An 18,900-nucleotide genomic window follows, 5' to 3' on the forward strand; every position below is an offset into this window, starting at 1 on the left:
CGCTGGTTGAGCCGGCCTGGCCAGTTGGGGGTCGCCAACTCATCTCGGAAGTCCGGCCGCCTCAACCGGTCGTCGCCGGAAAGCGTACGAACCCGAGTTCGGACTCCGACGACAACTGCGGATGGCGGGGCAGGACCCGGACGGTATAGCCGAGATGACCGGAGGTCGACGGCGGCACCAGTGCGGTGAACACCACTCGGCCAGACGCATCGCGGTCGGGACCGGGGGTCATGTCGGTGAACGTCGGTGCCAGGATCTCGCCGTCGTCGCCGACCCGGCCGAGTACGACCTGCACCGCGACCGACTCGGGCGCGAGGTCTCCCAATGCCACATGGGCGGTGATCCAGAGTCCGTCCTCGCGACGCTCGTCCTCCACACCGGCCACCAGAACCGACGACCATCCGGTCTCCAGTGTGCGCCGATAGACGGCGAGGTCGCGTGCGCCCGCGTAGGAGTCGGCGCATGCGGACTCGTAGGCGCGGGCGGCCGGGCAGTAGAGGTCGGTCGTGTAGTCGCGGACCATGCGCGAGGCGAGTACCTGCGGGCCGAGCCGAGTGAGGGTGTGGCGCATCATCTCCACCCATCGGCGGGGTACACCGTCGTCCGCCCGGCGATAGAAGAGGGGGATCACCGTCTCCTCGAGGAGCGTGTACAGCGCCTGCGCCTCCAGATCGTCGCGACGATGTTCGTCGGTGATCCCCTCCGCGGACGGGATCGCCCACCCGTTGTCGCCGTCGGCCATCTCGTCCCACCAGCCGTCCAGGATCGACAGATTGAGTCCGCCGTTGAGCGCCGATTTCATCCCCGAGGTCCCGCAGGCCTCCATGGGACGGACCGGATTGTTCAGCCACACATCGCAACCGGCGTAGATGAAACGCGCCATCGAGATGTCGTAGTCGGGGAGGAACACGATGCGATCGCGCAGTTCCGTCTCCTCGGTGAACCGGACGACCTGCTGGATCAGGGACTTGCCTCCCTCGTCGGCCGGGTGGGCCTTGCCCGCGATGACCAGCTGCACCGGCCGATCGGGATCGGTGAGGATGGTGCGCATGCGTTCGGGATCGCGGAGCATCAGCGTCAGGCGCTTGTAGGTCGCCGCTCGCCGTGCGAATCCGATGGTCAGCACGTGGGGGTCGAACAGGTCGGCGGTCCATGCCAGCTCGGCGTGGGTGAAGCCGCGGTCGAGGCCGCTGGCGAGTGCTCGCCGCCGCACCTCGTCGACGAGTTCCGCGCGCAGCTTCTCGTGTGTTCGCCAGATCGTCTCGTCGGACAGGTCCGCGTACACCTCGGGCGCGGAGTCCTCGTCCCCGTCGGCGAAGTCGCGCCACGCCGGGGCCACCCAGGTCGGTCCGTGCACGCCGTTCGTGATCGCGCCGATGGGCACATCGGCGGCGTCGAAACCCGGCCACAGGTCGGCGAACACCTCCCGACTCACCGCACCGTGCAGCTGCGACACCCCGTTGCTGCGTTGCCCGAGCCGAAATCCCATGTGCGCCATGTTGAAGACGCCGGGGTCCGCCTCGTCGCCGAGTTCGGCCACCGTCGCCGCGGCCAGCCCGGGCAGCAGGCGGGATTTGCCGTCGGAGTCGGCGTCGAGGTAACGGGCGACGAGGTCGGCGGGGAAACGGTCGATCCCGGCCGGCACCGGGGTGTGGGTGGTGAACACGTTCGAGGCGCGGACCACCGCTTCCGCGGTGTCGAAGTCGAGCCCGCCGGCCACCAGCTCGCGGATGCGTTCCACGCCGAGGAAGCCCGCGTGTCCCTCGTTCATGTGGAACACCGTCGGCTCGGGCCTGCCGGTGATCCGGACGTACTCGCGGAGCGCGCGGACACCGCCGATGCCGAGCAGGATCTCCTGTGCGATCCGGTGTTCCTGATCCCCGCCGTAGAGCCGGTCGGTCACCGCGCGCAGGGCGGCGCCTTCGGGCTCGTCATCGTTGCGATCGATGTCGGAGTCGAGGAGCAGCAACGGGATTCGGCCCACCGACGCCACCCACACCTGGGCCGACAGGGTCGCCCCGCCGGGCATCGCGACCTCGACGATCACCGGCTCCGCGCCGTCGCCCGGGGCGAGGAGCGTGAGGGGCAGGTCGGCGGGATCGTTCACGGGATACCGCTCGATCTGCCAGCCGTCGTGATCGAGGCCTTGGCGGAAGTAACCGGAGCGGTACAGCAATCCGACGCCGATCAGCGGCAGCCCGAGGTCGGAGGCCGCCTTGAGGTGGTCACCGGCGAGGATGCCGAGGCCGCCGGAGTAGATCGGCAGGACCTCGGAGACGCCGAACTCCATCGAGAAGTACGCGATTCCCGGGGGCACCACCCGGTCATGCGCCGAACCGTCCTGTCCCGATGACTCGGCCGCATACCTCTGGAACCACTGCGGTGCATCGAGATACTGCTCGAGGTCGGCGTGTGCCTCGGCGACCCGTGCCACGAAACCCTCGTCGTCGGCCAGCTCGACCAGACGGGTGGGGTCGGTGTCGGCGAGAACCCGGACCGGATCGCCGGTTGACGACCACAGGCGCGGGTCGATGGTGGCGAACAGCTCCTGGGTGGGGGTGTGCCAGGCCCAGCGCAGGTTGTGCGACAACGGCGCGAGGTCGGCGATCCGGTCGGGCAGCGGCACTCGAACGGTGAACCGGCGGAATGCTTTCACGGCGTCGACCGTACTCAGCACGTGCGGTGGTTGCGACCGGTGGCAAGTGAACATCTACCCTCGAAGGATGCAGCGAATCATCGGGACCGAGGTCGAGTACGGAATCTCCGCGCCCGGCGACCCGACCGCGAACCCGATCATGACGTCCACCCAGGCGGTTCTCGCCTACGCCGCGGCCGCCGGTGTACCGCGCGCGAAGCGGACACGCTGGGACTACGAGGTGGAGTCACCGCTTCGCGACGCCCGAGGTTTCGACCTCGGCCGCGGGGCCGGACCCGCACCGATCATCGACGCCGACGAGATCGGCGCGGCCAACATGATCCTCACCAACGGGGCGCGGCTGTACGTCGACCACGCCCACCCCGAGTACTCCGCACCCGAGGTCACCGACCCGATGGACGCGGTCATCTGGGACAAGGCCGGGGAGCGCGTGATGGAGGCCGCGGCTCGTCACGTGGCGAGCGTCCCGGGCGCTCCGAAACTGCAGCTGTACAAGAACAACATCGACGGCAAGGGCGCCTCCTACGGCACCCACGAGAACTACCTGATGGCGCGGGAGACCCCGTTCACCGCCGTCATCGCCGGGCTCACGACCTTCTTCGCGTCCCGGCAGGTGATCACCGGTTCGGGACGCGTGGGTATAGGCCAGTCCGGCGACGAGGCGGGTTATCAGCTGTCGCAGCGGTCGGACTACATCGAGGTCGAGGTCGGGCTGGAGACCACGCTCAAGCGGGGCATCATCAACACCCGCGACGAGCCGCACGCCGACCCCGAGCGATACCGGCGACTCCACGTCATCATCGGCGACGCCAACCTCGCCGAGACCTCGACCTACCTGAAGGTCGGGACCACCGCGCTCGTCCTCGACCTCATCGAGGCCGGGGTCGACTTCTCCGACATCGAGCTCGCGCGGCCGGTGCAGGCCGTCCACACGATCAGTCACGACCCGTCGCTGACGGCCACGGTCGCACTCACCGACGGTCGCGAGCTCACCGGCCTCGCTCTGCAGCGGGAGTATCTGGAGCGTTGTCAGAAGTTCCACGACCAGGAGCACTCCGACGACCAGCGCGCTGCACACGTCCTGCAGACGTGGGCGGACGTGCTCGACCGCCTCGAGCGCGACCCGATGGAGTGCGCCGACATCCTCGACTGGCCCGCGAAGCTGCGCATCCTGGAGGGCTTCCGCCAGCGCGAGAACCTGTCGTGGTCGGCGCCGCGTCTGCAGCTCATCGACCTGCAGTACTCCGACGTCCGGCTCGACAAGGGGCTGTACAACCGGCTCGTCGCGCGCGGGTCGATGAAGCGGCTGACCGACGAGAACGACGTGCTCGCCGCGATCAGCGAGCCGCCGCGGAACACGCGCGCCTACTTCCGCGGCGAGTGTCTGCGCCGGTTCGGCGCCGACGTCGCGGCGGCGAGCTGGGACTCGGTCATCTTCGATCTGGGCGGGGACTCGCTGGTCCGTATCCCCACCCTCGAACCGCTACGCGGCACCGCGGCGCACGTCGGCAAGCTCCTCGACTCGGTGGACTCGGCCGCCGAACTGGTGGATCAGCTCACCACCTGAGCGGCCGCGGCGCCTCGCCGTCTCCGACGGCATGTGCTTCGTTCCGCCACAGTTGTCGTCCCCACAGGTAGTGTGGGAGCACACGATTCCGCAGGGTCGAGACACCGGATCAGCGCCGCGACAGCGACACCCGATCCCGACTCCCTCGACCGCGGTAGCCCGCCAAGGGGCGATCGGTTTCAAGGAGGCAGCAGATGGCGCAGGAACAGACCAAGCGTGGTGGCGGCGGCGACGACGAGGGCGTGGGCCCCGATTCCGGCGCCGGACAGGAACGTCGCGAGAAGCTGGCCGAGGACACCGACGACCTGCTCGACGAGATCGACGACGTGCTGGAGGAGAACGCCGAGGACTTCGTGCGCGCCTACGTCCAGAAGGGCGGCCAGTGAGCGACAGGTTCGGTTCACTGCCCCCGCTGTCCCAGTTCCGCCCCGGCTCGTTCGCCGGCGCCGACATCTCGTCGTTCACCGAATTCCTCCGGACGCATGCGCCGGAACAACTCCCGCAGGCCCAGGTCGACCGGGTGGGGTCGTTCGCCGGCGGCGCCGACGGCGCCGGTGACATCCCGCACGGCACGACGATCGTGGCCGTGTCATACCCGGGTGGGGTCGTCCTCGCCGGGGACCGCCGGGCCACCATGGGCAACCTCATCGCCACGCGCGACGTCAAGAAGGTCTACATCACCGACGAGTACTCGGCGGCCGGGATCGCCGGCACCGCCGGGATCGCGATCGAGATGGTCCGGCTGTTCACCGTCGAACTCGAGCACTACGAGAAGATCGAAGGCGTCCCGCTGACCCTCGACGGCAAGGTCAGCCGGCTGGCCTCGATGGTGCGGGGCAATCTCGGCGCGGCCCTGCAGGGTCTGGCGGCCATTCCGCTGCTCGTCGGCTACGACATCGACCACGACGATCCGAACGAACGCGGACGCATTTTCAGCTTCGACGTCGCGGGTGACCGGCACGAGGAGTTCGGTGGCTACACCGCCATCGGCTCGGGGTCGGTGTTCGCCAAGTCCTCGCTCAAGAAGCTCTACCGACCCGATCTGACCGCCGACGAGGCGCTCGCGATCGCCGTCGAATCGTTGTACGACGCCGCCGACGACGACTCGGCGACCGGCGGGCCCGATCTGGTCCGCAAGATCTTCCCGATGGCCGCCATCGTCGGCGCCGACGGGGCCCGGGAGGTGGACGCGACCGACATCGAGGCGGCGGCACGTGCCGTCGTCGAACGCCGCAGCGCCGAGCACGAGGGGGGTGCCCGATGACCTTCCCGTACTACGCCAGTGCCGAGCAGATCATGCGCGATCGCTCGGAGCTCGCTCGCAAGGGCATCGCCCGGGGACGCAGCGTCGTGATCCTCACGTTCGCCGACGGTGTGCTGTTCGTCGCGGAGAACCCGTCCAACACGCTCCGCAAGACCAGCGAGATCTACGACCGGATCGGTTTCGCGGCGGTGGGCAAGTACAACGAGTTCGAGAGCCTGCGCAAGGCCGGCATCCAGATCGCGGACATGCGCGGCTACAGCTACGACCGTGCCGACGTGTCCGGGCTGTCGCTGGCCAACACCTACGCCAACGCACTGGGCAGCGTCTTCACCGAGCAGGCGAAGCCGTTCGAGGTCGAGCTCTGCGTCGCCGAGGTCGCCCGTCCGGGCAAGCCGAAACGGTCGCAGCTGTACCGGATCTCCTACGACGGGTCGATCACCGACGAGACCCGCTTCCTGGTGATGGGCGGGGCGACCGAACCGATCGCGGCGGCCCTCAAAGACAGCTACGAGCCCGACATGGAGCTCGGCCGGGCGATCGGCGTCGCGGTCACCGCCCTGACGGCGCCGGCCGACAACGGTGGCGGGACCCCGACCGAACGTCGGGTGCTCGCCGCGGGCGACCTCGAGGTCGCCGTCCTCGACCACAACCGTCCGCGGCGCGCGTTCCGGCGCCTCACGACGTCCACGGTCGAAGGGCTCCTCCCGCAGGCTGCGGCGGCCCAGTCCTCGGATACACCGTCCGAGGTGGACGAAGCCCCTGGTGAGACGCCATCCTCCGAACAGTGACGAGAACGCCGCGGCGCGCGGCGGCCGGTGCGTGTCGACCGGTCCGCCGCGGTCCGCGCGAGTAGGGTTGGTCAAGTGCAGCGACGAATCATGGGCATCGAGACCGAGTTCGGTGTCACGTGCACCTTCCACGGCCACCGCCGCCTGAGTCCGGACGAGGTCGCGCGGTACCTATTCCGCCGGGTCGTGTCGTGGGGCCGGTCCTCGAACGTCTTCCTGCAGAACGGCGCTCGCCTCTATCTCGACGTCGGATCGCATCCCGAATACGCCACCGCGGAGTGCGACAGCCTCATCCAGCTGATCAACCACGACCGCGCGGGCGAACTGGTTCTCGAGGACCTGCTCGTCGATGCCGAACAACGCCTGGCCGACGAGGGCATCGGCGGCGACATCTATCTGTTCAAGAACAACACCGACTCGGCCGGCAACTCCTATGGATGCCACGAGAATTATCTCGTCGTGCGGGCGGGGGAGTTCTCCCGCATCTCCGACGTCTTGTTGCCGTTCCTCGTGACGCGCCAGCTGATCTGTGGTGCGGGCAAGGTTCTGCAGACCCCCAAGGCCGCGACCTTCTGCCTGTCCCAGCGCGCCGAGCACATCTGGGAGGGCGTCTCCTCGGCGACCACCCGGTCGCGCCCGATCATCAACACGCGCGACGAGCCGCACGCCGACGCCGAGAAGTACCGCAGGCTGCACGTCATCGTCGGCGACTCGAACATGTCGGAGATGACCACACTTCTCAAGGTCGGTTCGGCGGCTCTCGTCCTGGAGATGATCGAGGCCGGTGTCGCGTTCCGGGACTTCGCGCTCGACAATCCGATCCGCGCTATCCGCGAGGTCAGCCATGACCCGACGGGGCGACGCCCGGTGCGCCTCGCCGGCGGTCGGCAGGCCAGCGCCCTCGACATCCAGCGCGAGTATCACGCACGCGCCGTCGAGCACCTCACCAACCGCCGACCAGACCCCGAGATGGACATGGTCGTGGACCTGTGGGGACGGATGCTCGACGCCGTGGAGAGCGACGACTTCGCCAAGGTCGACACCGAGGTCGACTGGGTCATCAAGCGCAAGCTGTTCCAGCGCTACCAGGATCGGTACTCGATGGAGCTCTCGGATCCGAAGATCGCGCAGCTCGACCTGGCGTTCCACGACATCAAACGCGGCCGCGGCGTGTTCGACGTCCTGATGCGCAAGGGGCTGGTCGCCCGGGCGACCACCGACGAGGCCATCAAGACCGCGGTCAACGAGCCGCCGCAGACCACCCGCGCCAAGCTCCGGGGCGACTTCATCTCGGCCGCGCAGAAAGCCGGGCGTGACTTCACCGTCGACTGGGTTCACCTCAAGCTCAACGACCAGGCCCAGCGGACGGTGCTGTGCAAGGACCCGTTCCGCAGTGTCGACGAGCGCGTCGATCGCCTCATCGCCTCGATGTGAGCGCCGGGTCACCGGCGAACCCAGCGTGCCTCCGCACGCGGTGAACGGCCACGTTCTAACCTGACTCGGTGGCAACCCCCAAAGTCGAGCGTCTGCTCAACCTCGTGATCTGCCTGCTGTGGACGCGACAGTACGTCACCGCCGACTACATCCGCCGCAACGTCGCGGGCTATTCGGACGACGGGCAGTCCGACGAGGCGTTCAACCGGATGTTCGAGCGGGACAAGAACGAGCTACGAGATCTCGGGATCCCCCTCGTGACCGGCCGTTCGCCGATGGCGGCCGGCGCCGAGGGATACCGCATCGACCGCGACTCGTACGAGTTGCCGGAGGTTTCGCTGGAGTCCGACGAGGCCGCGGCGATCGCCATGGCCGCCGCGCTGTGGGACACCCCCGAGGTCTCGACGCTGTCGCAGACGGCGATCCTCAAGCTCCGGGCCGCCGGGCTCGATGTCCGCTCCGAGGACGATCTGGGGATCACCTCGGGCGGGTCATCACGATCGCTCGGCTCCGAAGAGGTCATCGCCGGCCTGCTCGCCGCGGTCCAGGACCGCCGTGCCGTCGAGTTCCAACATCGATCGTCTGCCGCGGCCGCCCCGACCACCCGACGCGTCGAACCGTGGGGGGTCGTGTCACACCGGGGCCGCTGGTACGTCGTCGGCCACGACCGTGACCGCGACGCCACCCGGACCTTCCGGCTGTCGCGGATCACGGCGGTCACCGCGGTCGGTGCCGCCGACGCGGTCGTGGTCCCGGCCGGCACCGATCTCCAGCAGATCGTCTCCGCGGCGGTCGATTCCGCTGCCGGTTCGGACGGACGGGTCGCGCGGATCTGGGTCGCGGCCGACCGGGCATTCGGCCTCCGCAGGGCCGCGACGACGACTGAACCCGCCGACTTCGACGGCGAACCCGGCGACATCGTGACCCTCGACATCCACTCGCTGACCGCGGTGGCACGGATGGTGCTGGGTGTGGGCCGCGATGCGGTCGTCCTCGATCCACCCGAGCTGCGCGAGCTCGTCATCGCGAGCCTCGACCGTCTGATGGGGGTGAGCGTCTGATGGCCGCGGCAGCGCCGTCGAGACTCAACCGACTGCTGGCGATGGTCCCGTATTTCCAGGCCCGCCGGGGCATCTCGGTTGCTCAGGCCGCCGACGAACTCGGGGTCACGCAAGCGCAGCTCACGAAGGACCTCGAGCTGCTCTTCGTCTGCGGGCTACCGGGCTATTACCCCGACGACCTGATCGAGCTCGAGTTCAGCGAGGGGTACGTGACGGTCGGGTTCACCGCGGGCATGGACCGCCCACTGCGGCTGACGACCGTGGAGGCGAGCACGCTCCTCGTCGCACTGCGGGCTCTGGTCGAGACCCCGGGCGTCGTCGACGTCGCGGCGGCCAGGCGGGCCATCGCCAAGATCGAGCAGGCGGTGGGTGCGACGGTGCCGGGGGTCGCGGGCGCATCCGACACGCCCGCCGACCCGTCGGGGGAGAACCCCACGTACACGACGATCCGTGAGGCCACCAAGAAAGCGCGGGCATTGCGGCTGCGCTACTACTCGGCCGGACGCGACAGCGTCACCGACCGCGTGGTCGACCCCATCCGCCTGCAGGTCATGGACCAACACACCTATCTCGAGGCCTGGTGCCGGATGGCCGAAGGCGTGCGGTTGTTCCGGTTCGACCGCGTCGACACCGCGACCGCCCTCGACGAGCCGAGCCGTCCGCCGGCCGAGGCGGCGGCGTCGAATCAGTCGGTGCTCGTCGCCGAGGACCCCGACCTTCCGGCCGTCGAGATCGAGATCGACGCCGATCACCTGTGGATTCTCGACTACTACCCGCTCGAACCCCTCGAGATCGTCGAGGACCGGCCCGATCCAGGTCTCCCCGTCCGCGCCCGGCTGGTCTACGGCTCGCCGGAATGGCTCACCCGGTTCCTGCTCGGATTCGCCGGCGCCGTGCGAGTTGTCGACGACCCGGCGATTGCGGCCGCGGTCGCCGACACCGCGGAGGCCGCCCGCGGGCGTTATCGCTGAGACCGGCCACGACTGGGCCCGTCCGGCTCGGCGTGTGTCGGGTAGCATTGGACACTGTCTGCTCCGAACTGAAGGGTGATCTCATGGGCTTCACGTCATGGTGGCACTGGGCGATCGTCGCCATCGTGCTGCTGATCCTGTTCGGCTCGAAGAAGCTGCCGGACGCCGCCCGTGGTCTGGGACAGTCGCTGCGCATCTTCAAGAGCGAGGTCAAGGAGATGCAGAAGGACGACGACAAGGATGCGCAGGCCACCACCGACGCGGCAGCGACCGATCCGGCACGACGCGAGCTGCCCGCTGGTGACTCGACCCAGCCGGCCACGCAGCGCGACGCCGACGCCAAGAAATCGGCTTAGGGGCGCGTCGGAGCATCGCCAGTGCGCACTCTCCCGATTCCCCGACGCCTCGACCCGCGGCAACGCAAGCGAAAACTCAATCCCGACGGCACCATGTCGTTGGTCGAGCACCTGTACGAGTTGCGCACTCGTATGGTCATCTCGCTGCTGGCCATCATCGCCACCACCATCTTCGGGTTCGTCTGGTACAGCCACGGCTTCCTGGGCATCCCGTCGCTCGGCGACGTCCTGCGCGGGCCGTACTGCGATCTGCCTGCGTCGTCGCGCGCGACGCTGACACCGGATGATTCGTGTCGCCTCCTGGCGACCGGTCCGTTCGACCAGTTCATGCTCCGGTTGAAGGTCGCGCTGACCGCGGGTGTGGTCCTCGCCTGCCCGGTGTGGATCTACCAGATCTGGCAGTTCATCACTCCGGGTCTGCACGCCCACGAACGTCGCTACGGCATCATGTTCGTCGCGATGGCGACGACCCTGTTCGTCAGCGGCGCGGTGCTCGCCTATCTGGTCGTCGCCAAGGCCTTCGACTTCCTGCTGACGGTCGGCAACGAGGTCCAGGTCACGGCGCTCGCCGGTGACCAGTACTTCGGCTTCATGCTCAATGTCCTGGTGATCTTCGGCGTCAGCTTCGAACTCCCGCTCCTGATCATCGCGCTGAACGTCGTCGGCGTGCTGACCTACGCCCGGTTGAAGAGCTGGCGCCGCGGGCTCATCTTCGCGGTCTTCGTCTTCGCCGCCATCGCGACACCGGGCCAGGATCCGTTCACGATGCTCGCACTGGCCCTCGCGCTCACCGTGCTGCTCGAGTTCGCGATCCAGTTCGCGCGGATCTTCGACCGGCGCAAGGCGAAGAAGGCGCCCGCATGGGCGGGCCTCTCCGATGACGAGGCCAGCCCACTGCCGCCGACGAAACCGATCGCCCCGGCATCGCCGATCCCGGCGCCGGCGAACGCGGTCGCCAACGCCACCCGTACGTCGACGCGGGCACGCGAGACCTTCGACGACGTCCTGTGACCCAACTCGACTCGTTCACGTCGAGACTCGCTTTCCGCCTCGACGACTTCCAGCGCCGCGCGTGTGAGGCGCTCGAGGGCGGCCACGGTGTGCTGGTGTGCGCACCGACCGGCGCGGGTAAGACCATCGTCGGCGAGTTCGCCGTCCATCTGGCCCTGGCCGGTGGCTCGAAGTGCTTCTACACCACGCCGATCAAGGCGCTCAGCAACCAGAAGTACAACGATCTCGTTGCCGTCCACGGGCACGAGTCGGTCGGGCTACTCACCGGCGACAGTTCGATCAATCCCGATGCCCCGGTCGTCGTCATGACGACCGAGGTCGTCCGCAACATGATCTACGCCGAATCACGGGCACTGGACGGTCTGTCCCATGTGGTCATGGACGAGGTCCACTTCCTGGCGGACCGGTTCCGCGGGGCGGTGTGGGAAGAGGTGATCCTGCACCTCGAACCGTCGGTGCGGGTCGTCAGTCTGTCGGCGACGGTGAGCAACGCCGAGGAGTTCGGCGACTGGATCCAGACGGTTCGCGGTGACACCTCGGTGATCGTCGACGAACACCGTCCGGTGCCGCTGTCCCAGCACATGCTCGTCGGGCAGCGACTGTTCGACCTGTTCGATCCGGCCGACACCGGTCCGGCCCGCAAGGCCGGCACGCGTCCGCGCGTCAATCCGGAGCTCAAACGCCAGATCCGGCACCGGATCCTGATGGCCGACGACGAGCGGGAGTCGTCGCGCGGCCGTGGCCGAGGACGTGGCGGCGCGCCCCGTCGGCGCGACGGACGCGGGCCCGCGCTCTCCCGGCCGAACCTCGTCACGCGACTCGACCGCGAGGGGTTGCTCCCGGCGATCGGTTTCATCTTCTCCCGTGTCGGGTGCGATGCCGCCCTGGCGCAGTGTCTGCGATCCGGGATCTCGCTTCTGACTCCCGCAGAGATCGGCGAGGTCGACGCGATCGTCGACCGCCATCTCACCGAATTGGCGCCGGCCGACCTCGACGTGCTCGGGGTGCACGAATGGCGTGAGGGGCTGCGACGCGGACTCGCCTCGCACCATGCGGGCATGCTCCCGACCTTCCGGCACACGGTCGAGGAACTTTTCGTGCGCGGCCTGGTCCGGATGGTGTTCGCCACCGAGACGCTCGCGCTCGGCATCAACATGCCCGCTCGCTCGGTGGTTCTCGAGCGTCTCGTGAAGTACAACGGCGAATCGCACGTCGACCTGACGCCCGGCGAGTTCACGCAGCTGACCGGTCGCGCCGGCCGTCGCGGGATCGACGTCGAGGGTCACGCCGTCGTGGTGTGGACACCCGAGGTGGTTCCGGAGGAGGTCGCCGGCCTCGCCGGCGCGCGGACGTTCCCGCTGCGGAGTTCGTTCTCCCCGGAATACAACATGGCGGTCAACCTGCTCGGTCGATTGGGCCTGGACGGCGCGCGTGAGCTGCTGCATCGGTCGTTCGCCCAGTTCCAGGCCGATCGATCGGTCGTCGGTCAGGCGCGAAAGCTGGACGAGGCGCAACGGGCGTTGCGCAAGCTCGACGGCGAACTGGCCCGCGCAGCGCAGGCGCGGGGACTGGAACCCGGTGGCGCCGAATCGGATTCGGACGACGGTCCGTACGCGGGCTTCCTGGGTTACATCACTTTGCGCGAGGACATCCGCCGCCGTGAACGAGATCTGAAGTACCGCAAGCGGGTCAATACACACGACGCCATCACCGCCGACCTGGCCGCACTCAAACGCGGTCATGTCATCGGCGTACCCGTCGGCCGGCACCGCGGTCTGGCTGTCATCATCGAACCGGCCACGCAGGCGCAGGATCCGAAGCCGCTCGTACTGACCGAGGACGCCTGGTGCGGACGCGTCGGTACCCGCGACTTCGTCAACCCGCCCGAGGTGCTGGGCAACATGCGGATGCCGAAGAACGCCGACCGACGCACCGGGCGCGGTCGCCGCGACCTGGCGTCGGCGTTGCGATCGACCGGCATCGAGATGCCGCGCGGACGTCAGAAGAAGCGCGCCGACGCCGCCGACGACACCGAACTCGCGAACCTTCGGCGAACCCTGCGCGCGCACCCGGCACATCAGCTGTCCAACGGTGACGAGCTGTTCCGGCTCGCCGAACGCCGCAACCGGCTGGTGCGCGACATCGTCAACGCCGAGCGCAGCATCGGGGAGCGGACGTCCACCCTCGGGGTCACCTTCGATCACATCGTCGGCGTCCTCAGCGAGCTGGGATATCTCGAGCGCGTCGCCGAGTCGACCGAGTCCACCGGGCACACGATGATGGTGACCGATTCGGGCAAGCTGCTCGGCCGTATCTACAGCGAGAGCGACCTGGTCGTGACCGAGTGCATCCGAGCCGGGGTCTGGGACGAGTTGTCACCCCCCGACCTCGCCGCGGTCGTCGCCGCACTCGTCTACGAGAGCCGGCGCGACAGTTACAGCGGGGTCGACGCCCTGCCCGGCAGCAGCTCGATGCGTGCGGCGATGGCTGCGACCGTCGAGATCTGGTCGCGGGTCACGGCGGTCGAGCAGCGTCATCGGGTCAGTCCGACACGCGAACCCGACACCGGTTTCTCGGTCGCCGTGGCCACGTGGGCGTCGGGTCGTTCGCTCGGCGAGGCCCTGTTGCTGGCGGGCGAACGCGGACAGCTGCTCTCTCCGGGCGACTTCGTGCGGTGGAACCGGCAGGTCGTGGACCTGCTCGAACAGATCCGACTCGGGGTGGGCTCCGACACGCGCCTCGGTGGGACGGCGCGCGCAGCGGTCAAGGCCATCCGCCGCGGCGTGGTCGCCGCCGAGCTCGGCTGAACCGCCGTCGACCTCCGCCGACGAGTGTGCGCCGGTGTCGGTTCACCGGACGACGCGAGGCCGGGCCACACGCGATGTTCGCTGATAGTCCCAGGCCGCTGAGGTAACGTTCATCCCGCATTCGGTGTCGGCGTGTCCTGCCCCGATACTGCCGCGACGTCACAGTTCGCCGGCACCCGTCCGGGTGAACGGCCGAGTGGGAGGGACTCATGACCGACCCGTACAACCCCAACCCGTCCCAGCCGAATCCCTCCGGTGATCAGTCCGGTCCCGACGGCAAGACCGAGATCGTGAACCTCCCCGGCGCCACTCCGACGGGCGCCCCGCAGGCCGACCCGACCACGATGGCCCCCAACCCGGGCTCCGCCAACCCCGGGTCACAGAACCCGGGTTATGGTCAGCCGCAACAGAATCCGTACCAACAGAATCCGTACCAACAGAATCCCTACCAGCAGAACCCGTACCAGCAGCCGGGTGGGCCGACGGGCCAGCCGCCCCAGTCGGCCCCGTCCCAATCCCAGCCGACTCAGGTCGGTCATCCCGGCGGACAACCGGGGCAGTACGGACAACCGGCCGGTCAGCCCTACGGTCAGTATGGCGCCGAGCAATACGGAGCCGGTCAGTACGGGGGACCGGGTCAGTATGGGCCCGGTCAGTACGGGGCACCCGGACAGTACGGCCAGCAGCCCCCCGGCCAGGATCCGTACGCCCAGAACCAGTACGCCCAGAACCAATACGGACAGAACCAGTACGGGGGCGGCGACCAGTTCAGCGGGATGGCGACCGGGAAGTCGAACAAGACCGCCCGGACGCTGATGTTCGTCGGCGGCGGCGCGCTGCTCCTCATCGCCGCGATCGTGCTGATCACCGCATTCCTCTTCCCCGGATGGGCACCGAAGAACCTCGATCAGCAGGCGGCGCAGGACGGCGTGCAGAAGATCCTCACCGAGGACTACCAGGCCAGCGACGTCTCCGACGTCCAGTGCCCGTCGGGGCAGCGGGTGGAGACCGGAGCATCGTTCACGTGCTCGGTCACCGTCGGCGGGCAGCAGCAGCAGGTCACCGTCACGTTCATCGACGATGACGGCCGCTACGAGGTCTCGCGCCCCAGCTGACTCGACCGGCTGTGAGCTCCAGCCTCAACCGACTGTGACATCCGGCCTCAGCCCGGCTGCGACATGTGGCCTCAGCCGGCCTGGGGCCAGCCGAGAGCCTTGGCCAGCCTCCCCACCGACGCTCCGATACCCAGCTCCTCGACGAGCTCCGCGAGGGCCGCGGGGTCGGCGGGCTCGGCCGGGAGGATGTCCGAACCGCTGTCGATCGTCTCGGCGTCGGTGCGCACGGAGACGACGGTCCGCGCCGCCTGGAGGTACTCGACCGAGGCGAGCAGTGCCTTGCGGCTCCGTGTCGGAACCGATGACGACGGGTCGGCGGCAGCCGCCTCCAGTGCGTCGAGGCTGCCGTACTCGGTGATCAGTTTCGCCGCGGTCTTCTCGCCGATACCGGCCACGCCCGGCAGACCGTCCGAGGGATCTCCGCGCAACATCGACATCTCCGCGTAGCCGATACCCGCGCGCTCGACCGGCACGCCGTATTTCTCGGCGACCTCCACCGGGCCCATCATCTCGGCCTTCGCCAGACCGCGGCCGACGTACAGGATGCGCACCGGGACGGGATCGTCGGCGACCACCTGCAGCAGGTCCCGGTCACCGCTGACCACGATCACCGGATCGTTCGCCTCGTCGTAGGCGAGCGTGCCGATCACGTCGTCGGCCTCACAACCGACGGCGCCCGAGGTGGCGATGCCCGCTGCCGCGAGAACGGCCATGATCATGTCGACCTGCGGGGTGAGGGTGTCGGGTACCTCTTCGACGTCGATGTCCCGGCCCTCGACGTCGGTCCCACCGTCGGGGACCGCGACGCGATGGGCCTTGTAGGTGGGGATCAGGTCGGTGCGGAACTCGGGGCGCCAGTCGAGATCGAGGCACACCACCAAGCGTGTGGGGCGTTCGCGCACCACGAGATTGGCGATCGTGTCGACGAAACCGCGTACGGCGTTGACCGGTCGCCCATCCGGGCTGGTCATCTTCTCCGGCAGCGCGAAGAACGATCGGAACCACAGGCTGGCGCCGTCGAGCAGCATCAACGAATCCGTCACCCCCACACTCTGTCATGAGTCGGCGGTAGTGTTCGTCGCATGGCATCTGGGAGTGGGGCAGCACGGGTCGCGACGGCGGGCGAGGGGACCGGAGCCGGGCCACTCTTCGAGGCGCAGGTCTATCGCGACCGGGTCCGCCGCGCCGCCGAACTCACCCGCGCCGCGGAGTTGGACGCGCTGGTCGTCGCCCCCGGGCCGGACCTGCGGTACCTCATCGGTTCCCGGGCGGAGACCTTCGAACGGCTCACGGCGCTCGTGATCCCCGCGACCAGTGATCCCCGATTGGTGATCGCGCGGCTCGAGGTCCCGTCGCTGTCGTCCTCCGCGGTCGGTGATCTCGACATCGAGGTGGCCGACTGGGTCGACGGCGACGACGCCCACGCTCTCGCATTGGCCGGATTGCCGTCGCAGCCGCGGATCGCGGTCTCCGACTCCATGCCCGCCCTCCACGTCATCCCGCTGGCCCGACACACCGGCGCCACACCGCAATTGGCGACCGACGTGCTCCGCGAACTGCGAATGATCAAAGACGCCGCGGAGGTCGACGCGCTCCGCCGCGCGGGTGCCGCGATCGACCGGGTGCACTCGCGGATGGGGGACTGGCTGATCCCCGGCCGCACCGAACGCGAGGTCGCCGCCGACATCGCCGCCGCGATCCTCGAGGAGGGACACACCGAGGCGGCTTTCATCATCGTCGGGTCGGGACCGAATGGAGCCGATCCCCACCACGAATTCTCCGACCGGGTCATCGAGCGGTCCGACATCGTCGTGATCGACATCGGCGGCCCGGTAGAGCCGGGCTACAACTCCGATTCCACGCGCACCTACTGCTTCGACGATCCGCCCGCCGACATCGCCGACGCCTACGCCGCCCTGCTCGCGGCCCAACGCGCGGCGGTGGCCGCCGTCCGGCCGGGGGTGAGCGCGTCCTCGATCGATGCGGCGGCGCGTGATCTTCTCGCCGAGCGCGGCCTGGCCGATCGGTTCATCCACCGGACGGGCCACGGGATCGGGCTGTCGGTACACGAGGAGCCGTACATCGTCGGCGGCAACGACATCCCGTTGCGCACCGGCATGGCGTTCAGCGTCGAGCCGGGGGTGTACGTGCCCGGTCACTGGGGTGCCCGCATCGAGGACATCGTCGTCGTGACCGATGACGGCTGCGAGTCGCTGAACAACCGCCCGCACGAACTGGTCCGGTTGTAGCGCTCACGCTGCTGGCGCGCATCGTCGGTGGTCCCTAATCAGAGAGAACGACCTGCCCCCTGCTCCCTAATCCGAAAAGACCTGCCCCTGCTCCCTGAGGTGCGAGGAGCGTTAGCGACGAGCCTCGAAGGGTCTTCGCAACCCGACTCGCCAGGACCCTTCGTGACGGCCTCCGCAAGCTCCGGCCTCCTCAGGGAGCAGTGGTTGGGCTCGCGCCGAGCACAACGGGTTCTTTCGTAGTCCTCGACGGCCGCCAGGCCGCAGATACTGAGGTGCGAGGAGCGTTAGCGACCAACCCCTTGCTCCCTGAGGTGCGAGGAGCGATAGGGACCCAACCCCTGCCCCCTGAGGTGCGAGGAGCGATAGTCGGTATGAGGGCCTTGGGGCCGAAGGCCTCAAGCTGCAAACACATCGTGGGTTGCTGCTGCTGAGTTCACACTCTGCGGTAGCACCACATTGCAGATCAGGAGGCCTCCGGTGATTGTTCAGGGTACAAGTGTCGGATTGGATGTTCACGCACGCTCGGTGGTCGCTCACGCCATCGATGAAGACACCGGGCAGGTGATTCGGCAGACCTTGGTCCCCGATGCGGCGACCATCGTCAGCTGGCTACAAGGCCTGGCCCCGCCGGTGCGGGTGGCCTATGAGGCCGGTCCGACCGGCTTCGGATTGGCGCGGGCGATCACGGCGGCCGGGATGGGGTGTGTGGTTGCCGCGCCCTCGAAGCTGCAGCGGCCAGCCGGGGACCGCGTCAAGACCGATGCCCGAGACGCTGCACACTTGGCGAAGTTGCTGCGCCTGGGCGAAGTGGTGGCGGTCAGTGTTCCTGAGGTGGGCACCGAAGCCGCACGGGATCTGGTCCGCGCCCGCGAGGACGCCCGCAGCGACCTGATGCGCGCTCGGCATCGATTGTCCAAACTGCTGCTGCGACAGGGGATCGTCTACTCCGGCGGGAAACCCTGGACCGGTGTTCATCAGCGGTGGCTGCAGCGTCAACGTTTCGAGCTGCCGCTGCTGCAAGCCGCCTTCGACAACGACCTGGACGCGGTGTTGAGCGTGACCGCCCGCCGTGACCGCCTCGATGAGCTGATCGAACAGACCGCGGCCACCGATCCGTGGCGGGCGGTGGTCACCCGGCTGTCGTGTTTGCGGGGTGTGTCGACGCTGACCGCGTTCGCTTTGGCGGTCGAGATCGGCGACTGGTCACGGTTTAGTGGCGCCACGATCGGCTCCTACGCCGGGTTGGTGCCCTCGGAATACTCGACCGGCGGGACCCGCAGTCAGGGATCGATCACCAAGGCCGGTAACGCCCACGTGCGGCGGCTACTGGTCGAGGCGGCCTGGCAACACCGACGCCCCTACGCCACACCCGGACAGACCATGCGCCGCCGGTGGGAGGCGGCCTCACCGGCTGCCCGCGCCCGTGGCCATGCCGGCAATCGTCGGCTACACAAGCGCTGGCAACAATTCGACCGCCGCAGCAAACATCCCTGCGTGGCCAACACCGCGATCGCTCGTGAGCTCGCCGGCTGGTGCTGGTCGCTGGCGGTGCTCGACGACTAACCAGCACTGACACACAATCTTGGCCACCCGTCGCGGGACTCCCGCTGTGGTGAACAGG

General features: G+C 68.5%; 15 protein-coding genes. 13 read left to right on the forward strand and 2 right to left on the reverse strand.

The window, feature by feature from the left end:
• Positions 1-61 precede the first annotated feature (61 nt).
• On the reverse strand, positions 62-2,656 hold the full coding sequence (gene glgP, locus LEL84_RS02800; RefSeq protein ID WP_226513270.1) for an alpha-glucan family phosphorylase: 2,595 nt from the start codon (positions 2,654-2,656) through the stop codon (positions 62-64).
• A 67-nt stretch (positions 2,657-2,723) separates the two neighbouring features.
• Here glgP and dop point away from each other — a divergent pair, with 67 nt between their 5' ends.
• The 11 genes from dop (at position 2,724) to LEL84_RS02855 (ending at position 15,030) form a co-directional block, all read left to right on the forward strand.
• The gene (gene dop, locus LEL84_RS02805; RefSeq protein ID WP_058250430.1) at positions 2,724-4,223 is read left to right on the forward strand and encodes a depupylase/deamidase Dop; all 1,500 of its coding nucleotides are present in this window, start codon (positions 2,724-2,726) and stop codon (positions 4,221-4,223) included.
• A gap of 194 nt (positions 4,224-4,417) precedes the next feature.
• Complete coding sequence (locus tag LEL84_RS02810) at positions 4,418-4,609, forward strand: ubiquitin-like protein Pup (RefSeq protein ID WP_004019064.1); 192 nt, start codon at positions 4,418-4,420, stop codon at positions 4,607-4,609.
• Positions 4,606-5,487 (forward strand): proteasome subunit beta, encoded by an 882-nt coding sequence (gene prcB, locus LEL84_RS02815; RefSeq protein ID WP_068970063.1) that lies wholly within the window; start codon positions 4,606-4,608, stop codon positions 5,485-5,487. The genes LEL84_RS02810 and prcB overlap by 4 nt, the downstream gene beginning before the upstream one ends.
• The gene (gene prcA / locus LEL84_RS02820; RefSeq protein WP_058250432.1) at positions 5,484-6,275 is read left to right on the forward strand and encodes a proteasome subunit alpha; all 792 of its coding nucleotides are present in this window, start codon (positions 5,484-5,486) and stop codon (positions 6,273-6,275) included. The genes prcB and prcA overlap by 4 nt, the downstream gene beginning before the upstream one ends.
• Before the next feature lie 75 nt (positions 6,276-6,350).
• Positions 6,351-7,709 (forward strand): Pup--protein ligase, encoded by a 1,359-nt coding sequence (pafA, locus tag LEL84_RS02825; protein WP_004019052.1) that lies wholly within the window; start codon positions 6,351-6,353, stop codon positions 7,707-7,709.
• Positions 7,710-7,777: 68 nt separating this feature from the next.
• Positions 7,778-8,770 (forward strand): helix-turn-helix transcriptional regulator, encoded by a 993-nt coding sequence (locus LEL84_RS02830; RefSeq protein WP_226513271.1) that lies wholly within the window; start codon positions 7,778-7,780, stop codon positions 8,768-8,770.
• Positions 8,770-9,741 carry a helix-turn-helix transcriptional regulator gene (locus LEL84_RS02835; protein WP_226513272.1) on the forward strand — a complete coding sequence of 324 codons (972 nt, stop codon included), beginning with the start codon at positions 8,770-8,772 and terminating at the stop codon, positions 9,739-9,741. The genes LEL84_RS02830 and LEL84_RS02835 overlap by 1 nt, the downstream gene beginning before the upstream one ends.
• 83 nt (positions 9,742-9,824) lie before the next feature.
• Positions 9,825-10,097, forward strand: coding sequence for a Sec-independent protein translocase subunit TatA (tatA, locus tag LEL84_RS02840; RefSeq protein WP_058250435.1), 273 nt, complete (start codon positions 9,825-9,827; stop codon positions 10,095-10,097).
• Between the two features lie 93 nt (positions 10,098-10,190).
• Positions 10,191-11,108: a twin-arginine translocase subunit TatC gene (gene tatC / locus LEL84_RS02845; protein WP_091344258.1), complete on the forward strand. Its 918-nt coding sequence runs from the start codon at positions 10,191-10,193 to the stop codon at positions 11,106-11,108.
• Entirely contained in the window at positions 11,105-13,915 is a 2,811-nt protein-coding gene (locus LEL84_RS02850; protein ID WP_058250437.1) for a DEAD/DEAH box helicase, read from the forward strand. Before tatC ends, LEL84_RS02850 begins: the two co-directional genes overlap by 4 nt.
• A 209-nt stretch (positions 13,916-14,124) precedes the next feature.
• Entirely contained in the window at positions 14,125-15,030 is a 906-nt protein-coding gene (locus LEL84_RS02855; RefSeq protein ID WP_226513273.1) for a DUF4333 domain-containing protein, read from the forward strand.
• Between the two features lie 71 nt (positions 15,031-15,101).
• Here the strand turns inward: LEL84_RS02855 and LEL84_RS02860 are convergent, their stop codons facing one another.
• Positions 15,102-16,058 (reverse strand): 5'-3' exonuclease, encoded by a 957-nt coding sequence (locus LEL84_RS02860; protein ID WP_226514226.1) that lies wholly within the window; start codon positions 16,056-16,058, stop codon positions 15,102-15,104.
• A 54-nt stretch (positions 16,059-16,112) separates the two neighbouring features.
• Here LEL84_RS02860 and LEL84_RS02865 point away from each other — a divergent pair, with 54 nt between their 5' ends.
• On the forward strand, positions 16,113-17,279 hold the full coding sequence (locus LEL84_RS02865) for a M24 family metallopeptidase (RefSeq protein WP_226513274.1): 1,167 nt from the start codon (positions 16,113-16,115) through the stop codon (positions 17,277-17,279).
• A 477-nt stretch (positions 17,280-17,756) separates the two neighbouring features.
• On the forward strand, positions 17,757-18,842 hold the full coding sequence (locus LEL84_RS02870) for an IS110 family transposase (RefSeq protein WP_205334391.1): 1,086 nt from the start codon (positions 17,757-17,759) through the stop codon (positions 18,840-18,842).
• Positions 18,843-18,900: the final 58 nt, after the last annotated feature.

The sequence above is a fragment of the Gordonia sp. WA4-43 genome (genome assembly GCF_020520305.1).
In the GTDB taxonomy this organism is placed as follows: Bacteria; Actinomycetota; Actinomycetes; order Mycobacteriales; family Mycobacteriaceae; genus Gordonia; species Gordonia hongkongensis.